Below are 26,646 nucleotides of genomic sequence, written 5' to 3' on the forward strand. Positions count from 1 at the left end.
ATTGATGAACTTTGCTATTAAAAAAGTAACTGATGTGTTTAATCAACAGATCCAGTCGACTATCGATGGAAAAACTAAACCACTCGGCGCATTAGGCCAACTAGAAGATACCGCTAAAATTATTGCCGCTGTGCAGTTATCAACAGTAAATACTGACCGACAATCATTGAGTATAAAACATCCTAGTTTATTTATATTTGCCGGTGATCACGGTGTCGCAGCGCAAGGTGTTTCTATTGCACCGAGTGAAGTGACCTCACAAATGGTGGCTAATTTTGCCAGCGGTGGCGCGGCGATTAATGTCTTTTGTAAGCAGCTTGGTTGGCAGTTAAGTGTGGTAGATGCGGGTATTTTATCGCCAATTGATAATTGTTCAGGCGTTATCAATCAACGTTTAGGCAATATCACCGCACCATTAAATATCGCACCAGCGATGAGTCTAGCGCAAGTTGAACTCGGTTTTGAAAAAGCGACTGCTTTGGTCAAATCAGTTCATGAAAAAGGCTGTAACTTAATCGCTTTTGGTGAAATGGGAATTGGTAACACCACTTCTGCCGCAGCTATTATGGCGGCTGTTATGGGGATTCCAGCCAGTGAATGTGTTGGACGAGGTACTGGCGTTAGTGATGAAATAGTAAAAATCAAACAACAGGTCATTGAGCAAGCATTAGTGCTTCATCAAGGAAGTCTCAGCAGCCCTAAAGAAATTTTAGCATCTTTAGGTGGTTTTGAAATCGTACAAATTACCGCCGCTATGTTAGCGGCGGCCGAACAAGAAATGCTTGTTGTTGTTGACGGTTTTATTTGTACTGCCGCCGCTATGCTCGCTATTAGTATTAATAAAAATGTTAAAGATTATATGATTTTTGCCCATTGCTCGGGTGAGCAAGGTCATCAAATAATGCTTAGCCATTTGCAGGTTAAGCCGCTATTAAATTTAGGTTTACGCTTAGGGGAAGGCACAGGCGCGGCATTAGCACTGCCATTAATTCAGGCGGCTGTGGCTTTTTATAATGATATGGCAAGCTTTACTCAGGCGCAAGTGACCGATGTTACTGGTGCTAACACTAACAAAGCTGAAGATTAAATGACTAAGCAATCACGCTGGCAACAATGCCAACAACAATACTATTTGTTGTTACTTGCTTTAAGTTTTTTTACTCGTATACCGGTGCGTTTACCTGAGGTGGTAAAACCTGAAATGCTTCATCAAGCGAGCCGATATTTTGCCTTAATTGGTTTGTTTATTGGTGTGATCACCGCCTCTATTTTAGTGTTGTTGGCGAGCTTTTTACCCATTTCTTTAGCGGTACTTATTTCTATGGCGGCGAGCTTATTGCTTACCGGCGCTTTTCACGAAGATGGTTGGGCTGATGTTTGGGATGGCTTTGGTGGTGGTTGGACCGTTGAACAAAAGCTAAACATTATGAAAGATAGCCGTTTAGGGACTTATGGCGCAGCCAGCTTATTTTTCATTTTAATGGTCAAATATCAGAGTTTAGTGTTATTAAGTAGCCATAGCAGCAATCCTTTATTAGCACTTTTTGTGGCATTGATTATAGCGCATACCTTAAGCCGAGCCGTCAGTACCAGTTTAATCTTTAGCATGGCTTATGTCAGCGAAGATGCACAATCAAAAGTTAAACCTTTAGCGCAACATTTATCTCTAAAAGGCTTGTTAATCTTATTAATTACCGCAGCGGTGGTGATGTTTAGCTTATTACCAGCCGTGCATTGTTTAGTACTAATAGCGGGCTTATGGCTAATGCGTCTTTTATTAATATTTTGGTTTAATCGTCAATTAGGTGGTTTTACTGGTGATTGTTTAGGAGCTGCGCAACAAATTTTAGAAGTGGCGGTTTATACTATTTTACTGGTCTTAGCATCTCCAGCGACAACATTTTTGACGGAGGCAGGCCTATGAAAATTAGTGATGCTAATACACTTCATCTAATTTTAGGCGGAGCACGCTCAGGAAAGTCGAGCCTCGCCGAAAATATTGCCAAACAGGCTGAATCAGCAGGGCTAACGATATGTTATCTCGCTACGGCGCAAGCCCATGATGAGGAAATGAGCGCACGTATTTTACAGCATCAAGGCGAACGTCCTCAACATTGGCAACTGCTTGAATCGCCGTTGTATTTAGCTGAGGCACTTCAACAAGCATTACAAAGCAGTGATTGTGTGCTGGTTGATTGCTTAACACTTTGGTTAAGTAATTGTTTATGCCATCAAGATAGCGAGTTTTATCGCCAGCAAAAGTCACTGTTTATCGAATTTATAACGCTATTTATTAGCGATACCAACGCCTATCAATCAAAAAAACTTATTTTTGTTAGTAATGAGGTCGGGCATGGCATTGTGCCTATGGGCGAGCTGTCGCGACAATTTGTCGACCAAGCAGGTTGGCTGCATCAAGAACTAGCTACATTAGCCAAGCAAGTCGATTTTGTTATCGCTGGATTACCACTAACATTAAAAAGTGACGCGTTGATAAGTAAAATATCGGAACAACAAAATTAATGAAAACATTAATGGTGCAGGGCACCACCTCTGACGCTGGAAAGAGTACCTTGGTGGCTGGTTTATGCCGAGTATTTGTAAATTTAGGTTATAAAGTAGCACCGTTTAAGCCACAAAATATGGCTTTAAATAGTGCTGTTACTAGTGATGGTGGTGAAATTGGTCGGGCGCAAGCACTACAAGCAGTGGCCGCAAAGATTGCACCACGTGTTGATTTTAATCCGATATTACTTAAACCCAATAGTGATACGGGGGCACAAGTGATTGTTCATGGTCGAGCCATATCAAATATGGAGGCGACCAGCTACCACGACTATAAAAAAGTAGCGATGGACGCTGTCCTCGAATCACATCACCGTTTAGCGAAAGAGTTTCAGCTGCTAATGGTTGAAGGGGCAGGTAGCCCCGCAGAGATAAATTTACGCGCTAATGATATTGCTAATATGGGCTATGCCGAAGCGGTAGATTGTCCTGTGATCCTCGTTGCTGATATCGACCGGGGTGGTGTTTTTGCTCACTTAGTGGGGACACTCGAGCTATTATCACCTTCAGAGCAAAACCGCGTGAAAGGTTTTATAATTAATCGCTTTCGTGGAGACATTAACTTATTAACGTCTGGACTTGATTGGTTAGAAGAGAAAACGGGTAAGCCAGTATTAGGGGTATTACCTTATTTACACGACTTAGCACTTGACGCCGAAGATGCCGTTGCGATTGAAAACAAGGTTGAACAAGCCAAAATAAATATTGTTGTACCGTTATTACCGCACATAAGTAACCATACCGACTTTGATACGTTACGTTTAAACCCTGAAATAAATTTACGTTATGTCAAAATGGGCGAGCGGATAAACAATTGTGACTTAGTGATTTTACCCGGCAGTAAAAATGTTATTTTTGATCTGCAATTTCTTAAAGAACAAGATTGGCAAAGCGATATAGAACGTCATTTGCGCTACGGCGGTAAAGTGTTTGGTATTTGCGGTGGCTATCAAATGCTTGGGCAAACTATCAGCGATCCTGAAGGTATTGAGTCAACGATTGAGGCGATAACGGGTTTAGGTTTACTCGAACTTACCACTGAATTAACCGCAGCAAAAAAATTAGCACAAGTCTCTGCCACTATGACCTTGGGCAGTAAAAGTTGTCAGGTTAAAGGTTATGAAATTCATTGTGGTGTTTCTACCATGACGGCTATTGATAATAAAACGCCTGTGCCTCTGTTGTTCAATAAAAGTGACAATCAGACCAGCGATGGTTGTGTTTCAAATGATAATCAAATAGCGGGTACTTACCTACATGGTATTTTTGATGAAGGGGCTGCGACACAATTATTAGTTGACTGGTTAGACAGTAACAATGACATCCAGCGGACGATTAATCTTGATGAACACCGAGAGCAACAGCTTGAACGTTTGGCTAATGTTTGCCAGCAATACCTAAAAATATCAGCGATTGAAGATATTATTAACAACAGCAAAACGACCACACCCTAGTGCTTGAAAAGCGCCTCTTAAAAAGTAAAAGGCTTAATAAAATGACAAAAAGATTTATATCCTTCGCCGTAATAAGCTTATTGCTGATAGTCATACCCAGTAAAAGTTTTGCTGAGCAATCGGCAAAGCGCATCGTTGCCTTAGCGCCACATATTGTTGAAATGTTATTTGATATTGGTGCTGGCGATAAAATAGTCGGTGCGGTTGCCTATTCCGATTACCCTAAAGCGGCGCTAGATATTCCGCGTGTTGGCAGCTATCACGGCATGCAAATAGAAAAATTATTGGCATTGAATCCTGATTTAGTTATTGTTTGGAAGTCAGGCAACTCGCAAAGTGACATTGATAAAATGAAACGCTTAGGACTAAAAATTGTTTTTAGTAATCCAGTAGATATTGCAGATGTTGCCACTGAATTACGTTATTTTGGCGGTTTAACCGGACATCAACAGCAAGCAGAAAGTGTCGCGTTAGCTTATGAACAACGTTTAAAAAAATTACGGCTCGATAATAAAACTAAGCAAGCCATCCCCGTTTTTTATCAACTGTGGTCAGAGCCAATGATGACCATTAATGGCACAACCTGGATAAATCAGTTAATTGAAGTGTGCCAGGGAGTGAACGTTTTTAAGGATAACCCGACGCCTTATCCAAAGATAAGCACGGAAAACGTTATTGTTGCCCAGCCGCACTTAATGATTTTACCGGATGAAAACTCCGATAAACCACAACCCATTATTGACTGGCAAAAATGGCCAGAAATACCCGCGGTGAAAAACAATAAGTTTATTCACGTTGATGCAGATTTATTACATAGATTCAGTACCAGAATGTTAAGTGGTGTTGCAGATATGTGTGAAAAAATTGATCAGCAAAGATAGCGGTTCAATTTACTGAGCTGATTGATGATTTATCTATCAGCTCAGTAAATTAAAGGCTAAGCTAATGATAATTTTGCGCAGCCCCTGCCATGGTAATTAGCAGGGAAAGTAATGCTTATTACTGACCTTAATTTAAGTCCACTATGCTGTCTTACACGACCAGGCCTTGATAAATTACACTTTTCATATTCATCGAGCTACCGATTAATAGCACCGCAGGTTATTCATCTTAAATGGCACAGTGATACAACAAAAAATACCTGCTGAGTTTCGCTACTGCATTAGTTCTGCAGACGTGATTGCTATGACTGTATTATAAGGTTCAACAGGTTATTGGCAGGTTAACAGCAAGAGACACTTGATATAACGTTAAATAAGGTCGTTCTCGTAGTCATACGGGTGAATGCAATTAAACCCGTTAATATTGTGCGTTAACTAACACTTAATATAGCACTGAGTAAAAATAAAAAAGGGCACATAAATATGTGCCCTAAATCAAATTACTTCTTAATGTCTTACCTTTAAGCGAATCTTATTCAATAAAGGCAATGGCAGATGGGTTTAATTCTGTTGCAAGTCTTGGAAATGCTTTAAGGTTAGTTTCAGTATTTATAACATCAACGCCTGGCTTCTCTGGATTGCTTACGCTAAGCCAAAGAAAGTTTGCAGCATCTAAAGCAATATAGCTAATTTGTTCAGTACCCGTAGCCGCTACCTTTTCATTAGCAATAACACCCGTTGTTGGATTGAAGGTATAAACCGTTGAAAGCTCATAATAACTTGGCGTAAAAAATGTTTCACTGGCAACAAAATAGCCTTTTGTTTCGGATACGACAACGCTTGAACCAATATAAGCACCGGTATTATTTTCAATATCTGCAGCAGACAAAACACTGCTCAAGTTATAATCACTTGTCGCTATCGCTTCGATGCGACTAGAGGTTAAGTCAGCACTGCTATATGAGTTACGTGTTGTAACATATACCGTATCGCCTTGACTCACTATACTATGACCCAGTGGGTTTAAGCCTTGAAGCGGAATACCTTTAAGATTATCATTTTCATCAGCATTTGTTTCAATCTCTTGGTCTGTCGCTGTATCAAAAACGGCTACATAAGCTGTGTTTGGTGAAAAAGAGTCTGATAAACGTTGCATAGCAATAAACAGTTTACCGTCGGCAATTGTCGCTGAGGCAGGGTTTGGTGTGCCATTACTATTGTTATCAGCGATGTAGCTAGATAGATCTAATTGACCCAATTTGAAATCTTCAAATTGTGTTGCCTGAGGATTAACAATCCAAACTTTGTCTGAACCGTAACGTAAAAGATAAGCTTTGCTTTCATTGACCGACACTAAGTCATAGGGATTACGAGTATTTGAATCGCCGGTATCTTGGGTTGTATATGACCAAACTTCTGTATCAAGGGCATCAGCATTATATTTTGAAATAGAATCAATGTTATAACGGCCAATGTGAAAAACGTCTTTATTGTAGCTACGAACAGTATAGTCAGAGGCATCTTTAATATAATAGCCTTTGGTGACTTGCTCTGTAATTGGGTCTAAGGTCACAACTTCAGAGCCTGAAAAATCAGGTGCAACTGTTTGAACAACCGCGAATGATGGTGTGTCTTTCACATCACCGACACTCACTTGAATAGCCAATTCACCGGTTAAGTTCTTTTTACTGTCATCCGTTGCAACAATTGTGACAGCGAAAGGACCGACTTCACCGCTGTCAAAATCAGGAGCATCTATAAAGCTTAATTCACCACTTTGTGTGATGCTAAATAAACCACTTGAATTACCCGTAAGTGAAAGTACGATAGCGTCTCCATCGGCATCAGTAGCATTATAGGTGCCAACTGATGTTGTGTTTTCTTCTATCGTTGGGCTACTTGCGCCGGTAACTATTGGTGCGACATTACTTTTTGAACTTCCGCCACAGCCTGCAAGAGCAACAGTGCTCAGTACTAAACTTAATGGTAATATGTGTTTTTTAAAGCTAGTTAACATTTAAAATCCCTTAATTGTGTATTTTATTTTTAAGCTACGACCCTGCGATGTTCTATTCGCAAGATCTTGGTATTTGTCGTTAAATAAATTATTGGCGGCAAAAGATATTCTATGTTTGCCTTTTTTCCAGTTGACTGAAAAATCTGATACGGTGCGGTTGGCTGGATTACCATTACCTACATGACCGTTATTATTTTGAATTCTGTTAATGAGATTGAAGTACAAGTCTTTATCTTTACTTACTTTAAATGACATGTTCCATGCGGAATTCACCTTGTATTTCAACGCTACGCTGTACTGTTGATGATATATACCAGGTAGTTTCTTCTTATTAAATGCGACAAATTTTGATGTGGTTTCACTGTCTATAATATTGGCTTGTAGTGCGAAAGATAATTGTGTTAATAATTGATAATTTGTTTGAATTTCAATGCCTAACAAGTCTGCATTACTGACATTTCTATAGCTACCGACATTACTTGAGTTAAAAATGGCAACAATTGAATTTTCTAATTTTTGTTGGTAAATAGATGAAGATATAGACAAACTTTTGTAAAGGTACTGCCCCCCCATTGAGAGTGTTTTTGCTTCTTCTGGCAATAAATTATCATTACCCTTAAAGGAGCCTCTATCACCAAATAATTCGTATAATGTCGGTGTTCTCACACCATTACTTAAGTTACTGGTAACTTTTAAATTACCTTGCTTAAAGCTTAACCCGACTTCAGTTGTTTGATAATTATCATTGGCTACAAACTTAGCTGCACTGGATTGATTAATCGCTATGTTTGAATTTTTCTCTTGTAGGTTACTCAACAATGCATACACTTCTATGGGGAGTGACTCGGGTTGCCACTCAATGCGAGAGCCTATGTTGAGTTGTTCTTGTTTTGCTGAAATATCACATGACGCTATACCATTACATTGCGTTGGTTTTCCGTTGTGTTCGCTAACAGAGCTGAAATTTTGTTTATTAAAACTGACAAATGGCACTAGATTAAACTCGTTCCATGTAAGGTAAGGTTTAAAGCCGATATGTTTTTTTGTTGTTTCATAATCATTGATATCAAGTTTTATCGAGTCGGGACTTGAAATATAACGCTCATCTTTATTTTCAGCGTAGGCTTCAAATTCAATTGAATTTAGCCAAGGGGATTTGCTTAACCATTGATGTTGATAGCTATAGCGTAAGTTGTCAGAGTTTAACGTCGAATTGTTTTCAGGGGAGTTGTTTTGGTAATTAGGCAGGGCTTTTTCTTGATCGTTATATTGTACATTGACTCTGATCTGATGTTGATTAAATTGGAATATGTCGTTTATAAAAAAAGACTTCTTTGTAAACTCATTATTTCTTAATGCTTGTCTGTCAGACGTATCACTACTACTAAAGCCCGCAGGAACGATAAAATCGTAATCGTTGTCACTGTTAATATAATGACCACCAAAAGACAGACTGTGAGTTTTAAATGCTTTATTATAAAGCGCATTAACTTCTTGATAGCCAAATGAGCCCGTGGCCAAGGTTAATTTACTGGAGTCTTCAGTGGGGTTGTAAGTGTTAATGCGAATAACACCACCTATAGGGGTAGCGCCGGTACCAATCGCTTGATTTTTACTGATTTCAATACTTTCAATTTGTTCTGTGGGTATCTGGTTTAAATCAAAACCACCAAATTGGCTATCGTTAATCAGTTGACCATCAATATAAAGTTGGACCTGCTTACTACTCGACCCTCTAATTGAAACAGAGACAGGATTACCAATTCCACTTATTTGGCGAATTTGAATGCCATTTATCGACTGTAAAATATCGGCAAGCGTTTGCGATGAGTATATAAAGCTTTCGCGATGTAATACTTGATAATTAGGTGTATTAAATGACTGATCATTAACAACTTCAATGACTTCTATATCGTCAGTTGACACGTCTTCTACTTGCGCAAATACAGGCATAGCTATGAGTAAAAGAACAAAGATATTTCGTAAATAAGAAAAAATAATAACCTCAAAAAATTTTGAGGGAGGTACGGAAGGATCATGACAACTAGCTATTGCTAATGTCATTAAATTCCGTAGCGCCCACCGCACTGCAAGTCATTCGATATCATTTAGGCCGGTCTCCGGGCTTAACTTTACATAGCGTAAAGTATTACCGTTGCGGGGGCAGCGTTAGAATTATGCATAGCATGTACTAACTTCCCGATTATCTCTAATTCATACCTTGTTAAAATATAAATATTGAGCACCTAATCAATTATGGTCGTTATTTTGAGACTATTAATATAGCTTGTCAACAGTTAGAGTATTAAATCTATAGTTCATGGCTAGTTAGCTTTAATCGTTCTACGGGTTTAACGCAACGTCATTTACTCTTTATTTTGACCCAGCCCTTTGAGTTCAGAGGTAAAACATGTCGTATTATCAGAAAAATTTTGTTGCCAGACTATTTTATCTGATGGTATTAACGATGATCTGGTGAGGCATTTTTTGAAGTTACTGACACTTTAGTGACGGCAATTTCTTCTTTTTAATTAATAATGAGTCGTTCAATAACAGCCGATAAAACCTAAGCTCTACGGTAGGTATTTATTGTCTGCCAATTTCACCTAGGCTGTTTAATGGAGAGTTTGGCTAGTCATTATCAGCGACAATTGTCATTGTTATTGATTCGCTATATCCACTGATTTTAAAGTTAATTTTTCAATAATATTAGCTAGCTGATTTTTTTCTTCAGCACTTAATACCGATAATAGTTCTTGCTCACGAGCTAGCACCATAGGTATTAACTGTTGATATATAGCCAAACCTTGCGTGGTTAGTTTTAATAGCGAAGAGCGTTTATCGGATTTATCTGTGTTTTTAACCAATAATCCCTGAGCTTGCATCCTTGTTATTGCGCGGCTCGCCGGCATTTTTTCTAAGTTAGTTTGTTCACCTACCTGCTTTGCGGATAATAACTCTCCGTTACCTAAGCTGGCTAGCACTCGCCATTCTTGACGAGAAAGCTCAAATCTTCCTGTGTAAATATCAGCAATGTTATCACTCACTTTTACTTGTAGTTGCGTCAGCTGATAAGGAAAAAAGTTGGTTAAGTGTAAGCTTTTCATCGTTTAGTTATGCTCGGCTATGCTTGTGAAATCATGTTGTTGTCTACTCTAAATGATTCAGCATTTAAGTGATGCTTTTTCAATAGTTTATAGAATTCTGTTCGGTTTCGCTGCGCTATTTTTGCGGCTTGTGAAACATTACCTTCGGTGGTTTTTAGTAATTTTGCTAAGTAGTCACGCTCGAATTGCTCTCTCGCTTCTTGAAAAGAAGGCAGCTGTGCACTTTCATTACGTAAAGCATTATTAATTAAACTCTCACTAATTAATGGCTCGGTAGATAAAGCGACGCATTGCTCAACAACATTTTGTAATTGTCTAATATTACCGGGCCATTCAGCCCTAATTAAAATCTCCATCGCGGCTTGGCTAAAGCCGTTTATTTTATGACTGGTACTTTTAATCGCGACTGTTAAAAAGTGCTGGGCAAGCAAAGGAATATCTTCACGTCGTTCAGACAGGGCTGGTAAAGTGAGTTCCACAACATTTAAGCGGTAGTAAAGATCTTCACGAAAGCTTTTATCTATGATGGCTTGTTGTAAATTTTTATGGGTAGCGGCAATAATACGGACATCGACTTTTACTGACTGGGCACTGCCGACTGGGCGCACTTCTTTTTCTTGTAAGGCGCGTAATAATTTAACTTGAAAGCTCATCGGCATGTCGCCGACTTCATCAAGAAATAACGTACCGCCATGGGTTGATTGGAAAAGCCCTTGATGATTTTTATCTGCGCCAGTAAAAGCACCTTTACAGTGTCCAAATAACTCCGACTCGAGTAATTGTTCAGGTATTGCCGCACAATTAATCGCCGTAAATTTTTTATCATGACGCTTACTTGCTAAATGCACGGCTTTTGCCAGGAGTTCTTTACCTGTACCACTGGGACTATGGATCAATAAACTAAAGTCACTTTGGGCAACTTGATAAGTTTGCTGTAACAACGAAGACATAACGGCACTTCGGCTAATTATTTTCTTGCGCCAAATATCGGCTTTTTTGTCGGTATTATGAGCGCTACTTTGTGGTTGTAAGCGAATGGCTTCTTGCACAGTAGAGAGTAATTCTTGGCTTTCAAAAGGTTTGGTTAAAAAACTAAATACGCCTTGCTTAGTCGCACTAATAGCATCGGGTATCGTGCCGTGTGCGGTCATAATGATGACGGGCAAATTAGGCTGTTGCTGACGGATTTTTTCAAATAATGCCATACCGTCCATACCTTCCATACGTAAATCGCTGATCACTAATTGCGGATGAAATGTTTCTAAAATACCTAAAGCCATTTTAGCACTGTTTGCTGACTCTATTTGATAACCCGCAGCAGATAAGCGGATACCAAGTAATCTTAATAAACTGGGATCGTCATCAACAAGTAGTATTTTTTCACTTTTTTGCTGATCGAATTTTTTGCTGTTTGTTGAAACCATCATTTTTACTGCCCATGCTCATTAATATTATGTTCTATTTTTCTCAGCTGATTTATTTGCTGCTTTAACACTTCTAATTGTTGTTGTTGATCTTGATAGGCTTGCTTAATGAGCTGTCGCGCCTTTTTTTCTTGCGATAGTTCATTCAGTTGTAATATCTGCTGGTTGAGTTGTGTTTTTAACATACTAAAAAAGGCAAAGTCGCTTTGGCTTAGATTGTTTTTACTCAGGGTAATAAGCGACAGCTGATTTAATTTACTTTTTGCGGTAAACGGATTGTGAACCGGTGAATGAGGTAGAGCAAAAAATAGTGCTGATTTTAATTGCCATTCAATAGTTTCAGCACTGTTATTTTTATCTTGTTTGATTAACATGCTCTCGGCTAACGAAACTAATTGATGTTGGTGTATTTTATCGGCAATTTGTGCTTGGTTTAACTCGACTAAAGACAAATAATATTCTGTATAATCAAGGGGGCCACTGTTAATGTGATGGCTTTTATTGTCGCTGTTTAGTAACTGACAACCCGTTAACACGGGCAGTAATAACAGTAAAAAACTAACAGTGAGTATTCTATAAAATAAATATAACATTACACTGATACTCCACTCATTTTTTTTGTTAGAAAAGCATTAGGCAAGGTTATTGTCATGGCAGTGCCACTATTTTTACCTGTGTTACTGGTTATATTAATGGTGCCATTTAAGCGCATCAGTAACTCCTTTACTATGGTTAAACCTAAACCACTACCTTTTATTTTGGCATTCTTTGCCGGTGTTCCTTGATAAAAAGCATCAAATATTTTTTCTTTTTGGCTACTGGCTATTCCGCGACCTTGGTCAATAACGGTTATCGACAACAGACTATTATCAAGTGAACAGTTAATGTTAATAACATTATTGTCGTGCGAGTATTTTATCGCATTGGATAAGAGGTTATCTAAAATAACACTTAATTGTTTGGCATTGACCTTGAGTTGTATTGCGTGGTTTTTATAGTCAATGGTTAAGTTTTTCTGTTTAATATCTAAAGTTCTTTGCTGTAATACCTGAGTAACTAACAATGATAAATCAACAATTTCAGTATCTTGCAAACTGGTTGAGTCGAGCACAATATTAAAGTCAAGTAAGTCTTCAATTAAACGTTGCAAGCGGGTAACACTGCTACGGATAATGTTAGATATTTCTTGCTGCTCAGCGTTTAACTCACCAACACTGTTATCGTACAGTAATTCTGTTCCCTCTCTAATGGCGGCAAGTGGCGTTTTTAGTTCATGGGAAATATGACGAATAAAACTCGATTTTTGTAATTCCAGAGCATGCAAGCGCTTACGCATCACTTCCAAGGCGTCAGCAATTTCTGTCATCTCAGGTGAGCCATGTAAAGTGACCTTTTTTTCAAAGTCTCCTAATGCTAAATGATGTATTTTACTGAGTAACTGCTTGAGCGGTTTAGTGATTAAATAGATAAAAATTGCGGCGATAAGTAAAGTAAAGGGAATGATAAGTAAGCTTTTTAGCATATCGTGTCTAACACCGTTGGCAGAATCTTTAACCTGTTCTACTTGTAAAATGAGTAAGTTATTACTTTGTTCGGCTATTGTTTTTCGTATCGAAACTAGTTGGGTAAATTGTTCTTGTAACGATGTTAATGACGATTCTTCTAGAGGGTGCCGCGTTAAGTAGCTATGCAGGTACTCAATCGCTTGAGAAAACTCTGTGCTGAGTAAGCGTAAGCTTGGGTTGCTTTTAAAGAGGTTATTACTTGCCATTGCTTTTAAGATAACTTGTTCGTCTTTTAAATAAGCACTCAATAAGTCTTGATCTTTTAGAATGATAAATTGCCCAGCACTGCGTTCCATTTTAGCTAAGGTAAAGTTAATTTGACGGTTTGTTTTAACGAGTTCAGCAACATTAAAGATAGCCGATGTACTTTGTTGAGAAAGCTCAGTGACTTGATTTGCGCTATAAATTAACGCTATGACTAGCGGAAACGCAACAAAAGTAAAACCTAAAATGCTTAGTTTTCTAATCGAATACAAATTTATTGCAAAAAGTTCGGACAAGCTAAGTTTTTTCATAGATATCACAAGTATTAATCAGGAGTGTATTTTAGTTTTATTAAGATAAAAAACAAGCGTGTCGCTTATTTGAGACAGTACTTTAGATGATACTAGAATGTTTTTTGTTATGACTTTTATAAGTTAGTCACTGTTTTACATCGGTTATTTTCTGAATTATTAACGATTTTGTTTTTTTACTTTTTTTTGGGCTGTTTTATCTGTTGCTTAATGGCGACACTTTAGGCGGCTTAGTTATTTTGGTTTTATCATTAATTGAATTAAATCAGTGCTTTATATTTTTGGTTCGATTCCTGCAATGTCGTTAATGATATTATTACAATCATTAAAATAACCCGATGAACTCTATAAATAAAGGAATTAAAATGAATTCTATTAGCTTAACAAAAGTGACTCTACTTGTTGGTACTTGTGCCTTAGCTTCGTATTTTGTCAACGCAGGAGATAAAGTTGCAAGCCTAGATATTCCTATTGCTGAACAAGCAGCAACTAAACCTGTGGCAACTAAAATGTTGTCGGTAGACAATGTAGCAAAAAGTACACCGGCCATACTGACTCAGTTCGATGAAGATAAAAATGGTTTGCTTAATGAAGCAGAAGTTATTGCGAGCAAAGATGAAAAATTAGTTAAGCATTTTAAAGACATCGATAAAAATGCCGACGCTGAAATCAGTGCTAGCGAGCTAAAAACCTACCTTGCGGCTGTAAAAATTAACAATTAATGGTTGAAAAATAAGCCATATCTCTCTAGAATTATAGTCCCTAATTTCCAACTGTAGATAATAAACAGTTGGAATTTTTATTAGTTAATACGCAGTCGAAAACTATTATGAGCAATAAACCCACTGACGGTGTCCCTATAGAATCAATGCCTCGATTTGTACAAGTTGATGATTGGATTTTTGAAATAAAAACCGTACGAGCTATACGTGTTGATGAATATGGTAAACCCTACACGGCGATCGCCAATTTAACAGTAAATGGAGATAACGCCTACATAGATGGTTTGTTAACACGAGAGAATGAAAAATTTAATCGAAAAGATTACGCAGCTTTCCATAAATTTTGTCAGCAAATGCAAGTTAAACAAGCTCATTTCGATCGCTTTAAAAATAACAAACTCATTGCTGAACGTGTTGATATTAAACCGATTAAAGTTGAAGCTGAAGCGGTTAAGCAGACAACAATACTTAAACTGGTTCGTTAATCTTATCTACAGGTTTGCGCTATTTTTTGAATCAAAAGCGGCTAAAATATCAATAATTCTAATCCCCAGATAAAATGAATGCCTATTTATGTCATTAAGTACTGCTCGTCTCGACCGTTTCATTAGTGAAAATTGCAGCGTTAGTCGCAGAGCTGTGCGCTTAATGTTAGCGAAAAAGCGTATAGCGGTAGATACTATTATTGCAGATGATATTGGCCAACGAATTGATAAGTTCTCAAAAATCACTCTAGATGGTCACATTTTACAAGATAATCGTGCGCTCTATATAATGCTTAATAAACCTATTGGTGTAGTCAGTGCAACGATAGATAAACAACACAAAACGGTCATAGACCTACTTGTCGAGCAAAACTTATTTAGCGACAGTGGTAACGAAGAAAAAGACAACTTACATATTGTTGGTCGACTCGATTTAAATACTTCCGGGTTACTGTTACTGACCAACGACAGTCGTTGGTCTGAACGACTTATGTCCCCAGAGCATAAAGTAGAAAAGTGCTATCAAGTCACTTTACAAAACCCGTTAACAGATGACTATCAGTCAGCTTTTGCACAAGGGATGTATTTTGAATTTGAAAATATCACCACTAAGCCAGCAAAATTAACAATTATCACTAATACTGTAGGCCAACAAACTAATCAATATATTGCTGAAGTTAAGTTAATTGAAGGGCGTTATCACCAAATTAAGCGGATGTTTGGTCGGTTTCGTAATCCCGTTATAGGCTTGCATCGACAAGCCATCGGAAACTTATTCTTGGATGAAAATCTACCTGTAGGTCAAAGTCGATTTTTAACGGATGATGAAGTACTTGGTATTTTTACAACGACTGTTACTAACTGATAATAATAGATTAATCTAACTCATCAGCGTCACTAATACGCTCTAATCGTTCCTGTTCTTCAGCAAATGCTGCTTTTATTTCTTCTAATATTGTATCAACATCAGCCGATTTTGTGTCTTCCTTAAATAGGCCCGTTAACTCGGTTTCTGGTGTTAATTCTGCTTTTTCATATAAGGCCCACATTTCTTGAGCATATTTACTTTTTGCTAATTCTGGGGCAAATTGAGCATAATAATCAGTAATATTTTCAACATCGCGCAGTAACATGCTTTTAGCATTATTGTTGGCTGAGGCATCTACAGCCTGTGGTAGGTCAATAATAACAGGACCGTATTCGTCAACTAGGACATTAAATTCTGATAAATCACCATGAATGATACCCTCGCAAAGCATGATCTTTACATAATTCATCATGATAAGGTGGTCTTCAATGGCGTGTTCACGTGGCAATATTATGTCATTTAAGCGCGGTGCAACATCGCCTTCACCGTCGGTGATCAGTTCCATTAACAGCACACTTTCAAAACAACCAAATGGCTGAGGCACTCGTACACCAGCAGCAGCTAATGTATAAAGGGCTTCAACTTCGGCATTCTGCCAAGCATCTTCTTGTTGTTTTCTGCCATACTTTGAGCCTTTTTCCATCGCGCGTGCGCGACGGCTATTACGGCTTTTTCGACCTTCTTGGTATTGAGCGGCTTTTTTGAAACTGCGTTTATTGGCTTCTTTATATACTTTGGCACAGCGAATATCATCGCCACAACGTACCATATATACAGTTGCTTCTTTGCCACTCATTAATTGACTGATTACTTCGTCAACCAGTCCATCGTCAACCAGGGGTTGTAGTCTTTTAGGTATTTTCATTATTTAATTAAATCGGCTTTGAAGTTATTCTTCGTCAAGTTCGTCGAAGTCTTCGTCTTCACCAAGCGGTTTTACTGAACGGAAACCTTCTTTTACGACGATCTCTACATAGAATGAAGTTAAGCCAAGCTTTTCAGCTTCGTCGATATGTTTATTAAGTGCAGATAAGTGTACAACTTCTGCGTCTGCTTCGGTGATACCATATTTAGAGTCAAAATCCCAAAAATCAACGCCAGCAGGCAGCTTTTTGTTTCTTTCTCTTTTTATGTATTTTTTCACATCATGTTTTACACCTTCAAATAAGCGAGCAACTTTAATTTTTGGGTGAGTGATGTTGAATGTTTTTTTCATGACGTTCCTAAATGATATTGTTAAGAGAATTTGTTACATATGATCTGCATTTTACGTTAATTTTTCCTTGGGTGCGACAGTTAGTATTTGCTAAAGTGAACTTGGTTATATTTTTCGATGTTTTATTCAATTTTTTATAAGGTTTTTCTGTTATGTCATCCGTTATTAAACGTTTCTCCCAGTTAGTTTTTGTTTCATTAACAACATTGCCCTTAGTAGTGAATGCTTCGGGTAATAACAATTTTACTCAATGTATCAATAATTTGCAGGTCAAGGCCGAATCTGCTGGTTATTCAGGCTATATTGTTAATGATATTATTCCAGCGCTTGCGCCGATAAAACGCGTGATTGAGCTCGATCAACGCCAACCTGAATTTAGTCAAAGCTTTGCTGATTATTTAAAATTACGCTTAACTAATTATCACATCCAAACCGGTAGAAAGAAATTAGCTGAGCATAAAGAGCTGTTTGACAAATTGTCTAAAAAATACGGCATTCCTGCACAGTACTTAGTGTCTTTTTGGGGCTTAGAAACTAACTTTGGTAGAAACAAAGGGAAAATGTCGGTGTTAAACTCTTTAGCCACATTGGCCTGTGATGAGCGACGTAGTGAATACTTTACCGCTGAATTATTTGATCTGTTTCATTTGATCGATAATAAAACGGTCACCACCAAGCAACTCGCTGGTTCTTGGGCCGGAGCCATGGGGCATATGCAGTTTATGCCTTCAGCATTGAGAAAGTATGCATTAGACGGCGATGATGACGGTAAAGTAGATGTTTGGCAAAGTGAAGCCGATGCGTTAACGAGTGCGGCTAATTACTTAAATAGCATTGGCTGGATAGAAAAAGAGCGTTGGGGTCGTCAAGTACAGCTGCCAAAAAACTTTGCTTTTCAACAAGTCGAGTTTGATCAGTTCTATCCCTTAGCAACCTTTAAAGCTTTAGGCGTAACACGTGCTAATGGTACTGCTTTATCTGATTATAAAATTGATGCTGAGTTAGTCTTACCTGCTGGCGCTGGTGGACCTGCATTTTTAGTCTACCCTAATTTTAATGTTATTATGAAGTGGAATTTGTCTGAGAATTATGCGCTTTCTGTTGGCTTGTTAGCTAACCGTATTCAAGGGGCTAGCGGCTTAAAGGTCAGTGCTCAAGATAAGGACGTATTATACAAGCCTGCTGAACTACAAGCGCTTCAGGAAAAGCTTAATACGTTAGGTTTTGACGTTGGAAAACCTGATGGTATTTGGGGACCAAAAAGTCGTAAAGCTATTCGTTTATATCAATTACAACATAATTTAATCGCCGACGGTTTCCCCAATAGTGCGGTATTAATAAAAGCAGGTATTCAAGGATAACTCTATTTATCTCTTAGTTAAGATATTTATGCTTATGCAATTGAGTGACTACATACTCATTAAGTCTTATTAAGACGCTTATATACGCCAATTGAAAAGATGGCGCCGAAGAAAAGGGAAGTTCAAGTAGGTTGATATTACTGAGTCTGTCTATGCTCAGTAATGTCTTTTGCGTTACCCTAATGTTTAATCTTCAGCTAAGTGCCTACTCAAAATTAAGTGCGTTAATACTAGTTTTACATCGGCACGATTTTTAATATTTGTGACGTTTTATGCAAAACACTCGGCCAGTTTTGCGGTAATCTTTCGCCCAGTCACATGCTAAGTCATAACATCCCTTTTATCGCTATATCAATAAAAAACTCCAGTATATTGTCGTTTGATAGCGTTTTCCTGTAATGACCATCATTCAAAGAACAAAGAGATGAATTGCATTTTATGTTAAATAAATAAGCTATAAACATCCTTCTTTATCTCAAAACATGATGTAGATCTAATTTTTAACAAATAGCCTTTCCAGCCAACCATTGTGTATGTATGTATTGTTTAAGATCATCATTTTTCTTTTTCGTTAATTTATAATCGCCACATTACTCATATGAAGTGCTGGAATTTTCAAAATAATGTACTTGGCAGTTGAATTATTTTATTTGCATTGGGATAAAATACAAAAATTTTGCTGATGAATTATTAAAGCACTTTTACTACTTTATGGTCATACAGGAAGTTAACATGTATAAAAAGTCATTAATTAATATAGCGTTAACAGCTATTTTATTACCGTCACATTTTGCTATAGCAAACAACAACGATGTTATTCATCAAGGCATTGATGAAAAAACTGAAGTTCTCGTTATTATTGGGAAAACACCACGAAAAATTCAAGACGTTGTCGGTGCTGTTTCAGTCATTAATAGCGAGACAATCGATAAACAATTAGTGCACGATATCGCTGATCTTGTTCGTTATCAAGCGGGTATCAATGTTATTAATTCTGGCAGTCGGTTCGGTGATTCAAATATTGCGATTCGTGGCATTTCCGGTAATCGTATTGCAACAGAAATAGATGGAGTACCGGTTGCAGAACAATTTAATGTCGGTAGCTATTCAAACTCAGGCAGAAACATGATCGACCCTGATTTGATAAAACAAGTTGAAATTCTACGAGGACCTGCGTCAAGTATATATGGCAGTGATGCGATAGGTGGGGTGATTTCTTATGTGACTAAAAAACCATCTGATTTACTCAGCCAAACAGACAAAGATGTCTATTTGGGGTTAAAAACAGGTTATTACTCAATTGATGACAGTAAGGCTATTTCTTTAAATACAGCTTTTGCTTATGGTAAGTCTAGTGCGCTATTTTCAGGGTCTTTGCGCAAAGGCCATGAGTTTGATCACAACACATCAACAGATTTAGCTAAAGATATTCAAGATAACGAAACTCAGTCTTTTCTTGCTAAGTACTATTATGAAATATCAGACAACCAAGAAATCAGTTTTAGTTATGATTACTTTTCACGTGATAGCCAAAGTGATATGCGTGCAATTTTGGGGTTAGGGCGTTTTGAGTCAACTCATTTATTACTAGGTGATGATGAAACTGTTCGCGAAAATTTTTTAGTAACTTATGATTTTGTTTTAGAAAATGATTGGTTAGAAGGTGGTTATATTCGACTTTATGATCAAAATACTGAAACACAACAACTCACTGATGAAAGCAGGGTATCTAGGGGTAAAGAGTACCTTTATGACAGAGACTTTTTTTATGAACAAGAAGTGCAAGGATTAAGGTTTAATTTTTATACTAATATTGATACTCGTGGTACCACTCAGCATATTGGTTATGGCTTAGAGTTAAATAAGAGTAAAACTAAAGAAATGCGAAACGGTGTACAAACTAATATAGCCACAGGTGTGTCAACAAATAACATTTTATCTGAGGTATTTCCTGTAAGAGACTTTCCTATTTCAGAGGTTAAAGAGTTAGGTATTTATATTAATGATGAAATTGCCATAGAGGGTACTAATTTCACCATTATTCCGGCGATTCGTTATGATCGTTATAAATTAACACCTAAACCTGATGTTATGTATTTAGAAGATAATCCTGCTACTGAAATTGTTTATATCAGTGAAGATAGTTTTTCACCTAAATTGAGTGTTGTTTATCAAATAAATAATAACAGCAAAGTCTATCTTCAATACGTTAAAGGTTTTCGAGCTCCCCCTTTTGAAGACGCTAATATTGGTTTAGACATTCCAATGTTTAAAATGCGAGCCATTCCAAACGCCGATTTAAAATCTGAAAAAACTCATGGCTATGAAATAGGTTATAGCGTTGATATTGAACAACATACATTTAACTTGGTTGGCTTTTTAAATGATTATAAAGACTTTATTCAAACAAAAGTTAACTTAGGGTTTGATCCAGCAGTGCAACGATTAATATTTCAATCTCAAAATATTGATAATGCAGAAATCTATGGCGTTGAACTTAGCTACAAAGGTAAATTTGATAATGTTTTTAATAGCAATAATAGTATAACTGCCTATGGTAATTTATTTTGGAGCGATGGTGAAAATAAAGATACAGAGCAACCATTAAATGAAATACAACCCAATCATGCTCTACTTGGTGTGCAATGGTTAAGTGCTGATGAAAATGCATCTATTGCATTTAATGCCAGCTTAGTTGATGGAAAATCAGATATTGATGATCCCGACAATAAGTTAGCTACAACGTCTGGCTATACAACGTTTGACTTGGTGGTTAATTACAGTTTTAGCGATAAAATAACTTTAGCTGCAGCAATATATAATATAACGGACAAAAAATACGCTCATTGGTCTGACGTAAACGGATTTGAAGCGAATGATCCACTATTAGATACCTTAGCTGCGGCGGGCATTAATGGCTCAGTACAAATCAAGTATGCTTGGTAGCTTAAGTTAGAAAAATATTAACACAAGAACTTAAGATGAATAAAAAGCCTATTATGAATAGGCTTTTATGTTCATGATGGCTATTTTTAGACAGCCTATCTTTCAAGGGATGAGTGTATCTTTGTTCGTCAACGATCAGTTTTGATTCTGATAAAAAACTGAATAGCTACATCAAGGTACGAAATAGTGCAGTGGCGTGCCTGCATTATCATTCTCTGCATCGATGTTATCGACACTTCTGTTTATATCGATGCAGTAGGAGAGTCAGGCAGCAGTGTTAAAATAAGGCAATACTCAGGTTATGTGTGTTGAGTTTTATTCGTCAATACATTGAGTGAGAATAATCCTTACCCTGGTGTAAAATCAACAAGGCTTAAATTGAACCTTTATTGCTTTTACTCTGAAACACTATTCTTTAGGTGATAAACAAACAAACGTAATAAAGCGGCCGATCACTAGCAATAATTTCTACAATAATAGAGATTTCTTTTGAGTAATATTTTTGGATACTTCTTACTTTACGCCATGTGCTGTTAAGCACTGGGTATATTCTTTGTCGGTGCCATTGATATGATTAATTAACCATTCTTTTAAGAAACTACTGACTTCAGATAGTGCGTCATGACCTTTTTCATCATACAAGCTAACGAATGATTCAACTTGAGCTATCATCACCTTATGTTGTTTTTTATGGGCTTCAACATCAATAAAATTATGCTCAACAAGTAAATTTTCTTCTCGTTCAAAATGATATTTTGTGTAAGCAATTAAATTACTCAATGCTTGACGTTCAAAATCTTCACTCATCGCATAGTCATAGGCAGTAGTGAACTGATTAAGTAAGTTAATCAGTTTTTTATGATCATTATCTAAACTTTCAATGCCGACGCTATATTCTTCTTGCCACTCCAGCTGATTGCTTTGATTTGTTTTCTTATAAATCAAAGGTACCAGTGCTAGCACAACAATTAATACCCAAGAAACTGGATTGGCCATGCTTGATAAAAAGCCTAAAAAAATAGCAACAATAATCAAACCAATAGTGGCGGCATATAGTAAAGACTTAGTGCGGTTATTCATAAATAATACCCCTAAAATTAATGTGGTTAAGTAGTTGGTTTCTGTGGTGATTCTAATACGAAAATAGCTTAAGTCTTCTAAAAACGCCTGATTTATTGACCTTGATCAAGTTGCAAATTCATTGATGACTAAAACTTTTAAAACTTGATCTGAATCAGGTTATTTATTCCTGAAGTAATGAATAGTTACATTTGTTTACTGGACTAACACTTTTTCTTGTAATTGATTTTAAGTTGCTTTCAATAATAAAGCGCGTAGACCAGAACGTTAACAACGACGAATTTGTTTATTGGTGTTTCAGTTTCGACTTTTATTAAAGCGAAATAACCGAAATTCTAATAAAAATAAAATTAGAGTAGAACACTGAAAAAATAAGAATTATCCAAAACATTAAGCTCGTAAAAATATCTGGAGAATGACGATGAAAATAATTAAATATGGCTTGTCAGCACTTGGTTTAGCAATAGGAATGGCCGTTACTGGTATTAGTCTGTCTGTATCAGCAACAGAGCCGACTTTGTCTGAGGCTGACTTTGATAAAGCGAAATTACAATACTTTCAACGCTGTGCTGGTTGTCATGGTACTTTGCGTAAAGGCGCAACAGGCAAAAATTTAGAGCCTGAAAATACTTTAAAAAAAGGCCAGCAACGTTTAGAGAAGATTATTTCTTTAGGTACTGAAGGTGGTATGAATAACTTTGACGATTTATTCAGTAAAGAAGAAATAGCTAATTTAGCGACCTTCATTCAGATGGAACCACCTATTCCTCCAGAAATGTCTTTAGCGCAAATGCGCTCTTACACCAAAGAATATGTAGCACCGAAAGATTATCCAACTAAACCAATGCATGGTTTAAATTGGAAAAACTTCTTTGTTGTTATCGAACGTGACGCAGGTACTGCCGCCATTATTGATGGTGATACTAAGAAAATTATTGCTCACCTCGATACGGGTTACGCAGTACATGTCATTAAAGGTACAGAACATCATAAAGTTGACCATGCAAAAGATATTGGACGTTTTTGGTACACCATTGGTCGTGACGGTAAAGTAAATAAAATTGATTTATGGCAAACGCCTGACAAAATGTTAGTTGCTGAAACTAAAATGGCTTATGACGCTCGTGATATCGCAGTTTCTGGCGATGGAAAATACGTAATTGCTGGAGGTTACTGGCCTGCGCATTTCGTTATTATGGATGCAGTAACATTAAACCCACTTAAAGTTGTATCTACTCGTGGTTACAATACTAAAGGTGAATTCATCAATGAAGCACGTGTAGCTGCTATTTACACTTCGCCTTTAACGTCTTCATTTATCGTGGCAGTTAAAGAAACTGGTCAAATGCTACAAGTTGATTATACAGACTTAGATAACTTAACCATTACTAGTATTGCTTCAGCAGAATTTTTGCATGATGGTTTCTTTGATCCCTCTGGTCGTTACTTCCAAATTGCGGCTAATGCTTCAAATAAAATGGTTGTGATTGATACTATTGAACGTAAGTTAGAAGCGATGATTGAAGTTGATGCATTACCGCATCCTGGTCCTGGCGCTAACTGGATTGATAAAGAATGTGGTCCTGTTGGTGGCACAACTCACTTAGGTGTTGGCCTAGTATCAGTATGGGGCAATGATCCTATGGGTCATCCTGATAAAGCTTGGAAACTTTGCTATGAAGTTGAAACAGATGGTGCTGGTGCATTTATCCGTACTCATGAAACTTCACAATATGTTTGGGCTGATCAGTTGAAACATCCTGAGCCAGAAGTTCAACAATCAGTACAAGTATTTGATAAAGATACTCACCAAATCGTTAAAACTATCCGTGTAACAACCGAGCCAGGTAAAGCGGCACTGCATATGGAGTTTAATGATGACGGTACTGAAGTTTGGGTATCTGTTTGGAATCGTAAAGATGCTAGAAACCCTACGGGTGAGATTGTAATTTACGATGCAAAAACGCTTAAAGAGTTACATCGTATCAAGGGTTTAACAACGCCTACTGGTAAGTTTAACGTTCATAATCGTATGAACCACAAAACTTAATTAGTCATTTGACTAATAATGCGAGTGCAACAGCCGTTGTACTCGCACTCTTTGTTTAATTTTTCGCTTTATTCCTACGAGTTAATTATGGTAAATAACACAATAACTAAACCTAGCTTTTGGTCTCGTCGACTCCTGCTGGGTACAACAGTAGCCGGAGCTGTGCTCTTTTTTGTTGTCGGTATTGTTTTTTGGGGTGGCTTTAACACCGCGATGGAAGCAACAAACACCACAGAGTTTTGTATCGGCTGTCACGAAATGGAAGACAATGTTTATCAGGAATATAAACCCACCATACATTTTTCAAATAGAACTGGCGTAAGAGCGGGTTGTCCTGATTGTCACGTACCTAGACCTTGGATCCACAAAGTGGTGCGTAAAATACAAGCCTCTAAAGAAGTATTCTCTTGGTTAACGGGTAAATTAGATACCAAAGAAAAATTTAATGAACATCGTTTTGAACTTGCTCAGAGCGTTTGGAAAGCGATGAAAAATACTGATTCACGAGAATGTCGGAATTGTCATAATTTTGAGTCTATGAATCCAGAATATCAAAAACCTCGGGCTCGCAAGCAGCATTTAAATGCATTTGAAACAGGGCAAACCTGTATTGATTGTCATAAAGGTATTGCTCACCATGGTGTGAGAGATCAATTGTCAGATGAAGCACTTGAAGCTCTTGAAGCACCAAACCCTGAATTTATTCGCGAAGTACCGCAAATGTACCTTGATGGTTTAGCGCGAGTAGAAGCAAAAGAATCCAAAGATGCTGCAGATATCAAGGAAGCAGAGCTTGCTGAGAAAGCGAAGATAGATGAAAAAATTGAACAAGCAGTTCAAGCAGCATTAACCAATGCAGGTACTAATTCAACCGCTAATAAAGCAATAACTGATAATGCTTTAGCGACGAGTTCTAGCAGCACGATTAATGTTGATTGGTCAAAAGCAAAATCCACAGATATTAGCGTTTTTTATCCGGGAACTGCATCGTTAGAATGGATATTAGGCCGTTCACATGGTGGTAAACGTGCTTTTAGTAAAGGTGACCGTTGTATTGAATGTCATGGTAAAGAAATTGCTGATATTGGTGAAAATATTGTTTCAGGTAAAAGTGAGAAGGAACTTGAGCCAAACATAATACCGGGTAAGCGAGGAAGTTTCCCCGTAACAATTGATGCTAGCCATGATGATGAAAGCTTATATTTGAGGTTTAGTTGGGCTGACGGTGATCATGCGCCAGTTCCGTTTGTTGAAGGGGGTAAAATGGATCCTGATAACCCAATGAAGTTAGCCTTTATGTTAGCAACGGACGATGTTGAATATGCTGACCGTGCTGGGTGTTGGGCAACCTGCCATGCTGACGCTAACTCTATGCCTTATGCGCCGATAAAAGAGGAACTCATCGGCTCAGATATCGCTACACGCTTAAATTTAAATTCAGGTGTTACTAAGTACTTGAAAGAGTCGCGTACTGAATTAGAAATAAAAGGCCGTGGTGATAAAGCATTGGGTGGTTGGGATAAATTGAAAGGCCAGAGTGATATTGATGCTGCGGAAGCTGAAAATAAATACATGGATATTGTTCGCTATAAATCTGGCAGCAAAGAAGTTGAAGATGGTCAAATATTAGCTGAACGTAATATGCATGGAGGTCAAGGCGCGGAAGTTGAAGCGTCATTGAAAAATGGTACTTGGTCTGTGGTCATTAAACGTAAGCTTAAATCTGACAAAGTGGGTGATGTCAGTATTGCCGCAGGTGCAGTATATAACTTTGGCTTCGCGATACATGATGATTATTCAAGCGCTCGTTACCATCATGTATCATTTGGCTATAAGTTAGCACTTGATAACGATAACGCAGAAATTAACGCCGTTAAACTTTAACACCGCTATAAACATTATTAGCAATGGGTTATTTACTGAGCTCCAAAGTGCAACTTTGGAGCTTTTTTATATTCAGGATGGCTGTTCATTGACATTCTTGTTACACGGCATTAGGGCATCAGGGCGCTATGGCAATGAGCGATTTTATTATAGCTTTGAATGACAGAACACTGACTTTTTAGCTTTTAGCCGGTATAAAGAACCATTTTATGAAAGCGATTATGGGGGTAAGTTATTTGTTCAAAGGGAGTAACCCAATAATATCCAAAACTGTTTGTTAAAGGTAAGTCGAGTGCCGGTAAAAACTCTACTTTATCAAGCTGATTTCGAATAAGAAACTTAGGGAGCAAAGCTATGCCTAACTCTCCAGTGGCGGCTTTAGCAATGATAGATACTAGCTCAAACAGCATGTCTTGTTTTGTTGGCGTTTAAGCATTAGGTTGTAAAAACCAATCTTGCCAAGCTTAAATACGTGTTGCTAAGTGTAGTAGTAGTAGTAGTAGTAG

At 37.5% G+C, this 26,646-nt stretch carries 22 protein-coding genes, 1 pseudogene and 1 riboswitch; of the genes and pseudogenes, 13 read left to right on the forward strand and 10 right to left on the reverse strand.

Annotated features, from left to right (window positions below):
* The first annotated feature begins 4 nt into the window (after positions 1-4).
* Genes cobT through H4J56_RS16115 form a run of 5 tightly spaced genes read left to right on the forward strand, consistent with a single transcriptional unit; the run spans position 5 to position 4,900 of the window.
* The gene (gene cobT, locus H4J56_RS16095; RefSeq protein WP_182259602.1) at positions 5-1,087 is read left to right on the forward strand and encodes a nicotinate-nucleotide--dimethylbenzimidazole phosphoribosyltransferase; all 1,083 of its coding nucleotides are present in this window, start codon (positions 5-7) and stop codon (positions 1,085-1,087) included.
* A complete protein-coding gene (locus H4J56_RS16100; protein ID WP_182259603.1) occupies positions 1,088-1,924 on the forward strand; it encodes an adenosylcobinamide-GDP ribazoletransferase in 837 nt (278 codons plus the stop codon).
* A complete protein-coding gene (cobU, locus tag H4J56_RS16105; protein ID WP_182221870.1) occupies positions 1,921-2,523 on the forward strand; it encodes a bifunctional adenosylcobinamide kinase/adenosylcobinamide-phosphate guanylyltransferase in 603 nt (200 codons plus the stop codon). Before H4J56_RS16100 ends, cobU begins: the two co-directional genes overlap by 4 nt.
* A complete protein-coding gene (locus H4J56_RS16110; RefSeq protein WP_182221869.1) occupies positions 2,523-4,019 on the forward strand; it encodes a cobyric acid synthase in 1,497 nt (498 codons plus the stop codon). Before cobU ends, H4J56_RS16110 begins: the two co-directional genes overlap by 1 nt.
* A 41-nt stretch (positions 4,020-4,060) precedes the next feature.
* Positions 4,061-4,900 carry a cobalamin-binding protein gene (locus H4J56_RS16115; RefSeq protein WP_070375906.1) on the forward strand — a complete coding sequence of 280 codons (840 nt, stop codon included), beginning with the start codon at positions 4,061-4,063 and terminating at the stop codon, positions 4,898-4,900.
* Between the two features lie 532 nt (positions 4,901-5,432).
* Here H4J56_RS16115 and H4J56_RS16120 read toward each other — a convergent pair.
* The 6 genes from H4J56_RS16120 to H4J56_RS16145 all read right to left on the reverse strand — a co-directional run bounded on the left by H4J56_RS16120 (position 5,433) and on the right by H4J56_RS16145 (position 13,528).
* Positions 5,433-6,917, reverse strand: a complete 1,485-nt coding sequence (locus H4J56_RS16120; RefSeq protein ID WP_182259604.1) for a cadherin repeat domain-containing protein — start codon at positions 6,915-6,917, stop codon at positions 5,433-5,435.
* Complete coding sequence (locus H4J56_RS16125) at positions 6,918-8,981, reverse strand: TonB-dependent receptor (RefSeq protein WP_259366828.1); 2,064 nt, start codon at positions 8,979-8,981, stop codon at positions 6,918-6,920.
* Between the two features lie 29 nt (positions 8,982-9,010).
* Positions 9,011-9,182: riboswitch (cobalamin riboswitch) on the reverse strand.
* 395 nt (positions 9,183-9,577) lie between these two features.
* Complete coding sequence (locus tag H4J56_RS16130) at positions 9,578-10,024, reverse strand: MarR family winged helix-turn-helix transcriptional regulator (RefSeq protein ID WP_182216662.1); 447 nt, start codon at positions 10,022-10,024, stop codon at positions 9,578-9,580.
* A 17-nt stretch (positions 10,025-10,041) separates the two neighbouring features.
* Complete coding sequence (locus H4J56_RS16135; RefSeq protein ID WP_310733515.1) at positions 10,042-11,451, reverse strand: sigma 54-interacting transcriptional regulator; 1,410 nt, start codon at positions 11,449-11,451, stop codon at positions 10,042-10,044.
* Positions 11,452-11,453: 2 nt separating this feature from the next.
* Entirely contained in the window at positions 11,454-12,041 is a 588-nt protein-coding gene (locus H4J56_RS16140; RefSeq protein WP_182216664.1) for a hypothetical protein, read from the reverse strand.
* Positions 12,041-13,528: a HAMP domain-containing sensor histidine kinase gene (locus tag H4J56_RS16145; RefSeq protein ID WP_182259605.1), complete on the reverse strand. Its 1,488-nt coding sequence runs from the start codon at positions 13,526-13,528 to the stop codon at positions 12,041-12,043. The genes H4J56_RS16140 and H4J56_RS16145 overlap by 1 nt, the downstream gene beginning before the upstream one ends.
* A gap of 365 nt (positions 13,529-13,893) precedes the next feature.
* Between H4J56_RS16145 and H4J56_RS16150 the strand changes: the two genes are divergently transcribed.
* The 3 genes from H4J56_RS16150 (at position 13,894) to H4J56_RS16160 (ending at position 15,600) form a co-directional block, all read left to right on the forward strand.
* Entirely contained in the window at positions 13,894-14,250 is a 357-nt protein-coding gene (locus H4J56_RS16150; protein WP_182221865.1) for a hypothetical protein, read from the forward strand.
* A 107-nt stretch (positions 14,251-14,357) separates the two neighbouring features.
* On the forward strand, positions 14,358-14,735 hold the full coding sequence (locus H4J56_RS16155) for a hypothetical protein (RefSeq protein WP_070377181.1): 378 nt from the start codon (positions 14,358-14,360) through the stop codon (positions 14,733-14,735).
* An 88-nt stretch (positions 14,736-14,823) separates the two neighbouring features.
* On the forward strand, positions 14,824-15,600 hold the full coding sequence (locus tag H4J56_RS16160; RefSeq protein WP_182259606.1) for a pseudouridine synthase: 777 nt from the start codon (positions 14,824-14,826) through the stop codon (positions 15,598-15,600).
* Between the two features lie 10 nt (positions 15,601-15,610).
* Here the strand turns inward: H4J56_RS16160 and H4J56_RS16165 are convergent, their stop codons facing one another.
* Both H4J56_RS16165 and H4J56_RS16170 read right to left on the reverse strand, forming a co-directional pair.
* The gene (locus H4J56_RS16165; RefSeq protein WP_182221863.1) at positions 15,611-16,468 is read right to left on the reverse strand and encodes a PA4780 family RIO1-like protein kinase; all 858 of its coding nucleotides are present in this window, start codon (positions 16,466-16,468) and stop codon (positions 15,611-15,613) included.
* Positions 16,469-16,492: 24 nt separating this feature from the next.
* Entirely contained in the window at positions 16,493-16,819 is a 327-nt protein-coding gene (locus H4J56_RS16170) for a DUF6172 family protein (protein ID WP_070375914.1), read from the reverse strand.
* 152 nt (positions 16,820-16,971) lie between these two features.
* Between H4J56_RS16170 and H4J56_RS16175 the strand changes: the two genes are divergently transcribed.
* Positions 16,972-18,180, forward strand: coding sequence for a lytic murein transglycosylase (locus H4J56_RS16175; RefSeq protein WP_182250761.1), 1,209 nt, complete (start codon positions 16,972-16,974; stop codon positions 18,178-18,180).
* 732 nt (positions 18,181-18,912) lie between these two features.
* Positions 18,913-21,126, forward strand: coding sequence for a TonB-dependent hemoglobin/transferrin/lactoferrin family receptor (locus H4J56_RS16180; protein WP_182216675.1), 2,214 nt, complete (start codon positions 18,913-18,915; stop codon positions 21,124-21,126).
* A 513-nt stretch (positions 21,127-21,639) separates the two neighbouring features.
* Here H4J56_RS16180 and H4J56_RS16185 read toward each other — a convergent pair.
* Positions 21,640-22,206, reverse strand: a complete 567-nt coding sequence (locus tag H4J56_RS16185) for a bacteriohemerythrin (protein WP_182216676.1) — start codon at positions 22,204-22,206, stop codon at positions 21,640-21,642.
* Positions 22,207-22,627: 421 nt separating this feature from the next.
* On the opposite strand from H4J56_RS16185, the gene H4J56_RS16190 reads away from it, so the two are divergent.
* The 3 genes and pseudogenes from H4J56_RS16190 to H4J56_RS19800 all read left to right on the forward strand — a co-directional run bounded on the left by H4J56_RS16190 (position 22,628) and on the right by H4J56_RS19800 (position 26,140).
* On the forward strand, positions 22,628-24,256 hold the full coding sequence (locus tag H4J56_RS16190) for a cytochrome D1 domain-containing protein (protein ID WP_182216678.1): 1,629 nt from the start codon (positions 22,628-22,630) through the stop codon (positions 24,254-24,256).
* An 87-nt stretch (positions 24,257-24,343) separates the two neighbouring features.
* Positions 24,344-24,895, forward strand: a pseudogene (locus H4J56_RS19795) (NapC/NirT family cytochrome c); the annotation flags it as partial.
* Between the two features lie 3 nt (positions 24,896-24,898).
* Entirely contained in the window at positions 24,899-26,140 is a 1,242-nt protein-coding gene (locus H4J56_RS19800) for an ethylbenzene dehydrogenase-related protein (protein ID WP_404842487.1), read from the forward strand.
* Positions 26,141-26,325: 185 nt separating this feature from the next.
* Here the strand turns inward: H4J56_RS19800 and H4J56_RS16200 are convergent, their stop codons facing one another.
* Complete coding sequence (locus H4J56_RS16200; RefSeq protein WP_182250765.1) at positions 26,326-26,550, reverse strand: hypothetical protein; 225 nt, start codon at positions 26,548-26,550, stop codon at positions 26,326-26,328.
* Between the last annotated feature and the right edge of the window lie 96 nt (positions 26,551-26,646).

It is taken from the genome of Colwellia sp. BRX8-4 (assembly GCF_014077345.1).
Lineage (GTDB): Bacteria > Pseudomonadota > Gammaproteobacteria > Enterobacterales > Alteromonadaceae > Colwellia_A.

What these genes read in the sequence shown, in the direction of transcription:
- cobT (WP_182259602.1), top strand. Translation starts at nt 5, where the DNA reads ATGAACTTTGCTATTAAAAAAGTAACTGATGTGTTTAATCAACAGATC.
- H4J56_RS16100 (WP_182259603.1), top strand. Translation starts at nt 1,088, where the DNA reads ATGACTAAGCAATCACGCTGGCAACAATGCCAACAACAATACTATTTG.
- cobU (WP_182221870.1), top strand. Translation starts at nt 1,921, where the DNA reads ATGAAAATTAGTGATGCTAATACACTTCATCTAATTTTAGGCGGAGCA.
- H4J56_RS16110 (WP_182221869.1), top strand. Translation starts at nt 2,523, where the DNA reads ATGAAAACATTAATGGTGCAGGGCACCACCTCTGACGCTGGAAAGAGT.
- H4J56_RS16115 (WP_070375906.1), top strand. Translation starts at nt 4,061, where the DNA reads ATGACAAAAAGATTTATATCCTTCGCCGTAATAAGCTTATTGCTGATA.
- H4J56_RS16120 (WP_182259604.1), bottom strand. Translation starts at nt 6,917, where the DNA reads ATGTTAACTAGCTTTAAAAAACACATATTACCATTAAGTTTAGTACTG.
- H4J56_RS16125 (WP_259366828.1), bottom strand. Translation starts at nt 8,981, where the DNA reads ATGACATTAGCAATAGCTAGTTGTCATGATCCTTCCGTACCTCCCTCA.
- H4J56_RS16130 (WP_182216662.1), bottom strand. Translation starts at nt 10,024, where the DNA reads ATGAAAAGCTTACACTTAACCAACTTTTTTCCTTATCAGCTGACGCAA.
- H4J56_RS16135 (WP_310733515.1), bottom strand. Translation starts at nt 11,451, where the DNA reads ATGATGGTTTCAACAAACAGCAAAAAATTCGATCAGCAAAAAAGTGAA.
- H4J56_RS16140 (WP_182216664.1), bottom strand. Translation starts at nt 12,041, where the DNA reads ATGTTATATTTATTTTATAGAATACTCACTGTTAGTTTTTTACTGTTA.
- H4J56_RS16145 (WP_182259605.1), bottom strand. Translation starts at nt 13,528, where the DNA reads ATGAAAAAACTTAGCTTGTCCGAACTTTTTGCAATAAATTTGTATTCG.
- H4J56_RS16150 (WP_182221865.1), top strand. Translation starts at nt 13,894, where the DNA reads ATGAATTCTATTAGCTTAACAAAAGTGACTCTACTTGTTGGTACTTGT.
- H4J56_RS16155 (WP_070377181.1), top strand. Translation starts at nt 14,358, where the DNA reads ATGAGCAATAAACCCACTGACGGTGTCCCTATAGAATCAATGCCTCGA.
- H4J56_RS16160 (WP_182259606.1), top strand. Translation starts at nt 14,824, where the DNA reads ATGTCATTAAGTACTGCTCGTCTCGACCGTTTCATTAGTGAAAATTGC.
- H4J56_RS16165 (WP_182221863.1), bottom strand. Translation starts at nt 16,468, where the DNA reads ATGAAAATACCTAAAAGACTACAACCCCTGGTTGACGATGGACTGGTT.
- H4J56_RS16170 (WP_070375914.1), bottom strand. Translation starts at nt 16,819, where the DNA reads ATGAAAAAAACATTCAACATCACTCACCCAAAAATTAAAGTTGCTCGC.
- H4J56_RS16175 (WP_182250761.1), top strand. Translation starts at nt 16,972, where the DNA reads ATGTCATCCGTTATTAAACGTTTCTCCCAGTTAGTTTTTGTTTCATTA.
- H4J56_RS16180 (WP_182216675.1), top strand. Translation starts at nt 18,913, where the DNA reads ATGTATAAAAAGTCATTAATTAATATAGCGTTAACAGCTATTTTATTA.
- H4J56_RS16185 (WP_182216676.1), bottom strand. Translation starts at nt 22,206, where the DNA reads ATGAATAACCGCACTAAGTCTTTACTATATGCCGCCACTATTGGTTTG.
- H4J56_RS16190 (WP_182216678.1), top strand. Translation starts at nt 22,628, where the DNA reads ATGAAAATAATTAAATATGGCTTGTCAGCACTTGGTTTAGCAATAGGA.
- H4J56_RS16200 (WP_182250765.1), bottom strand. Translation starts at nt 26,550, where the DNA reads ATGCTGTTTGAGCTAGTATCTATCATTGCTAAAGCCGCCACTGGAGAG.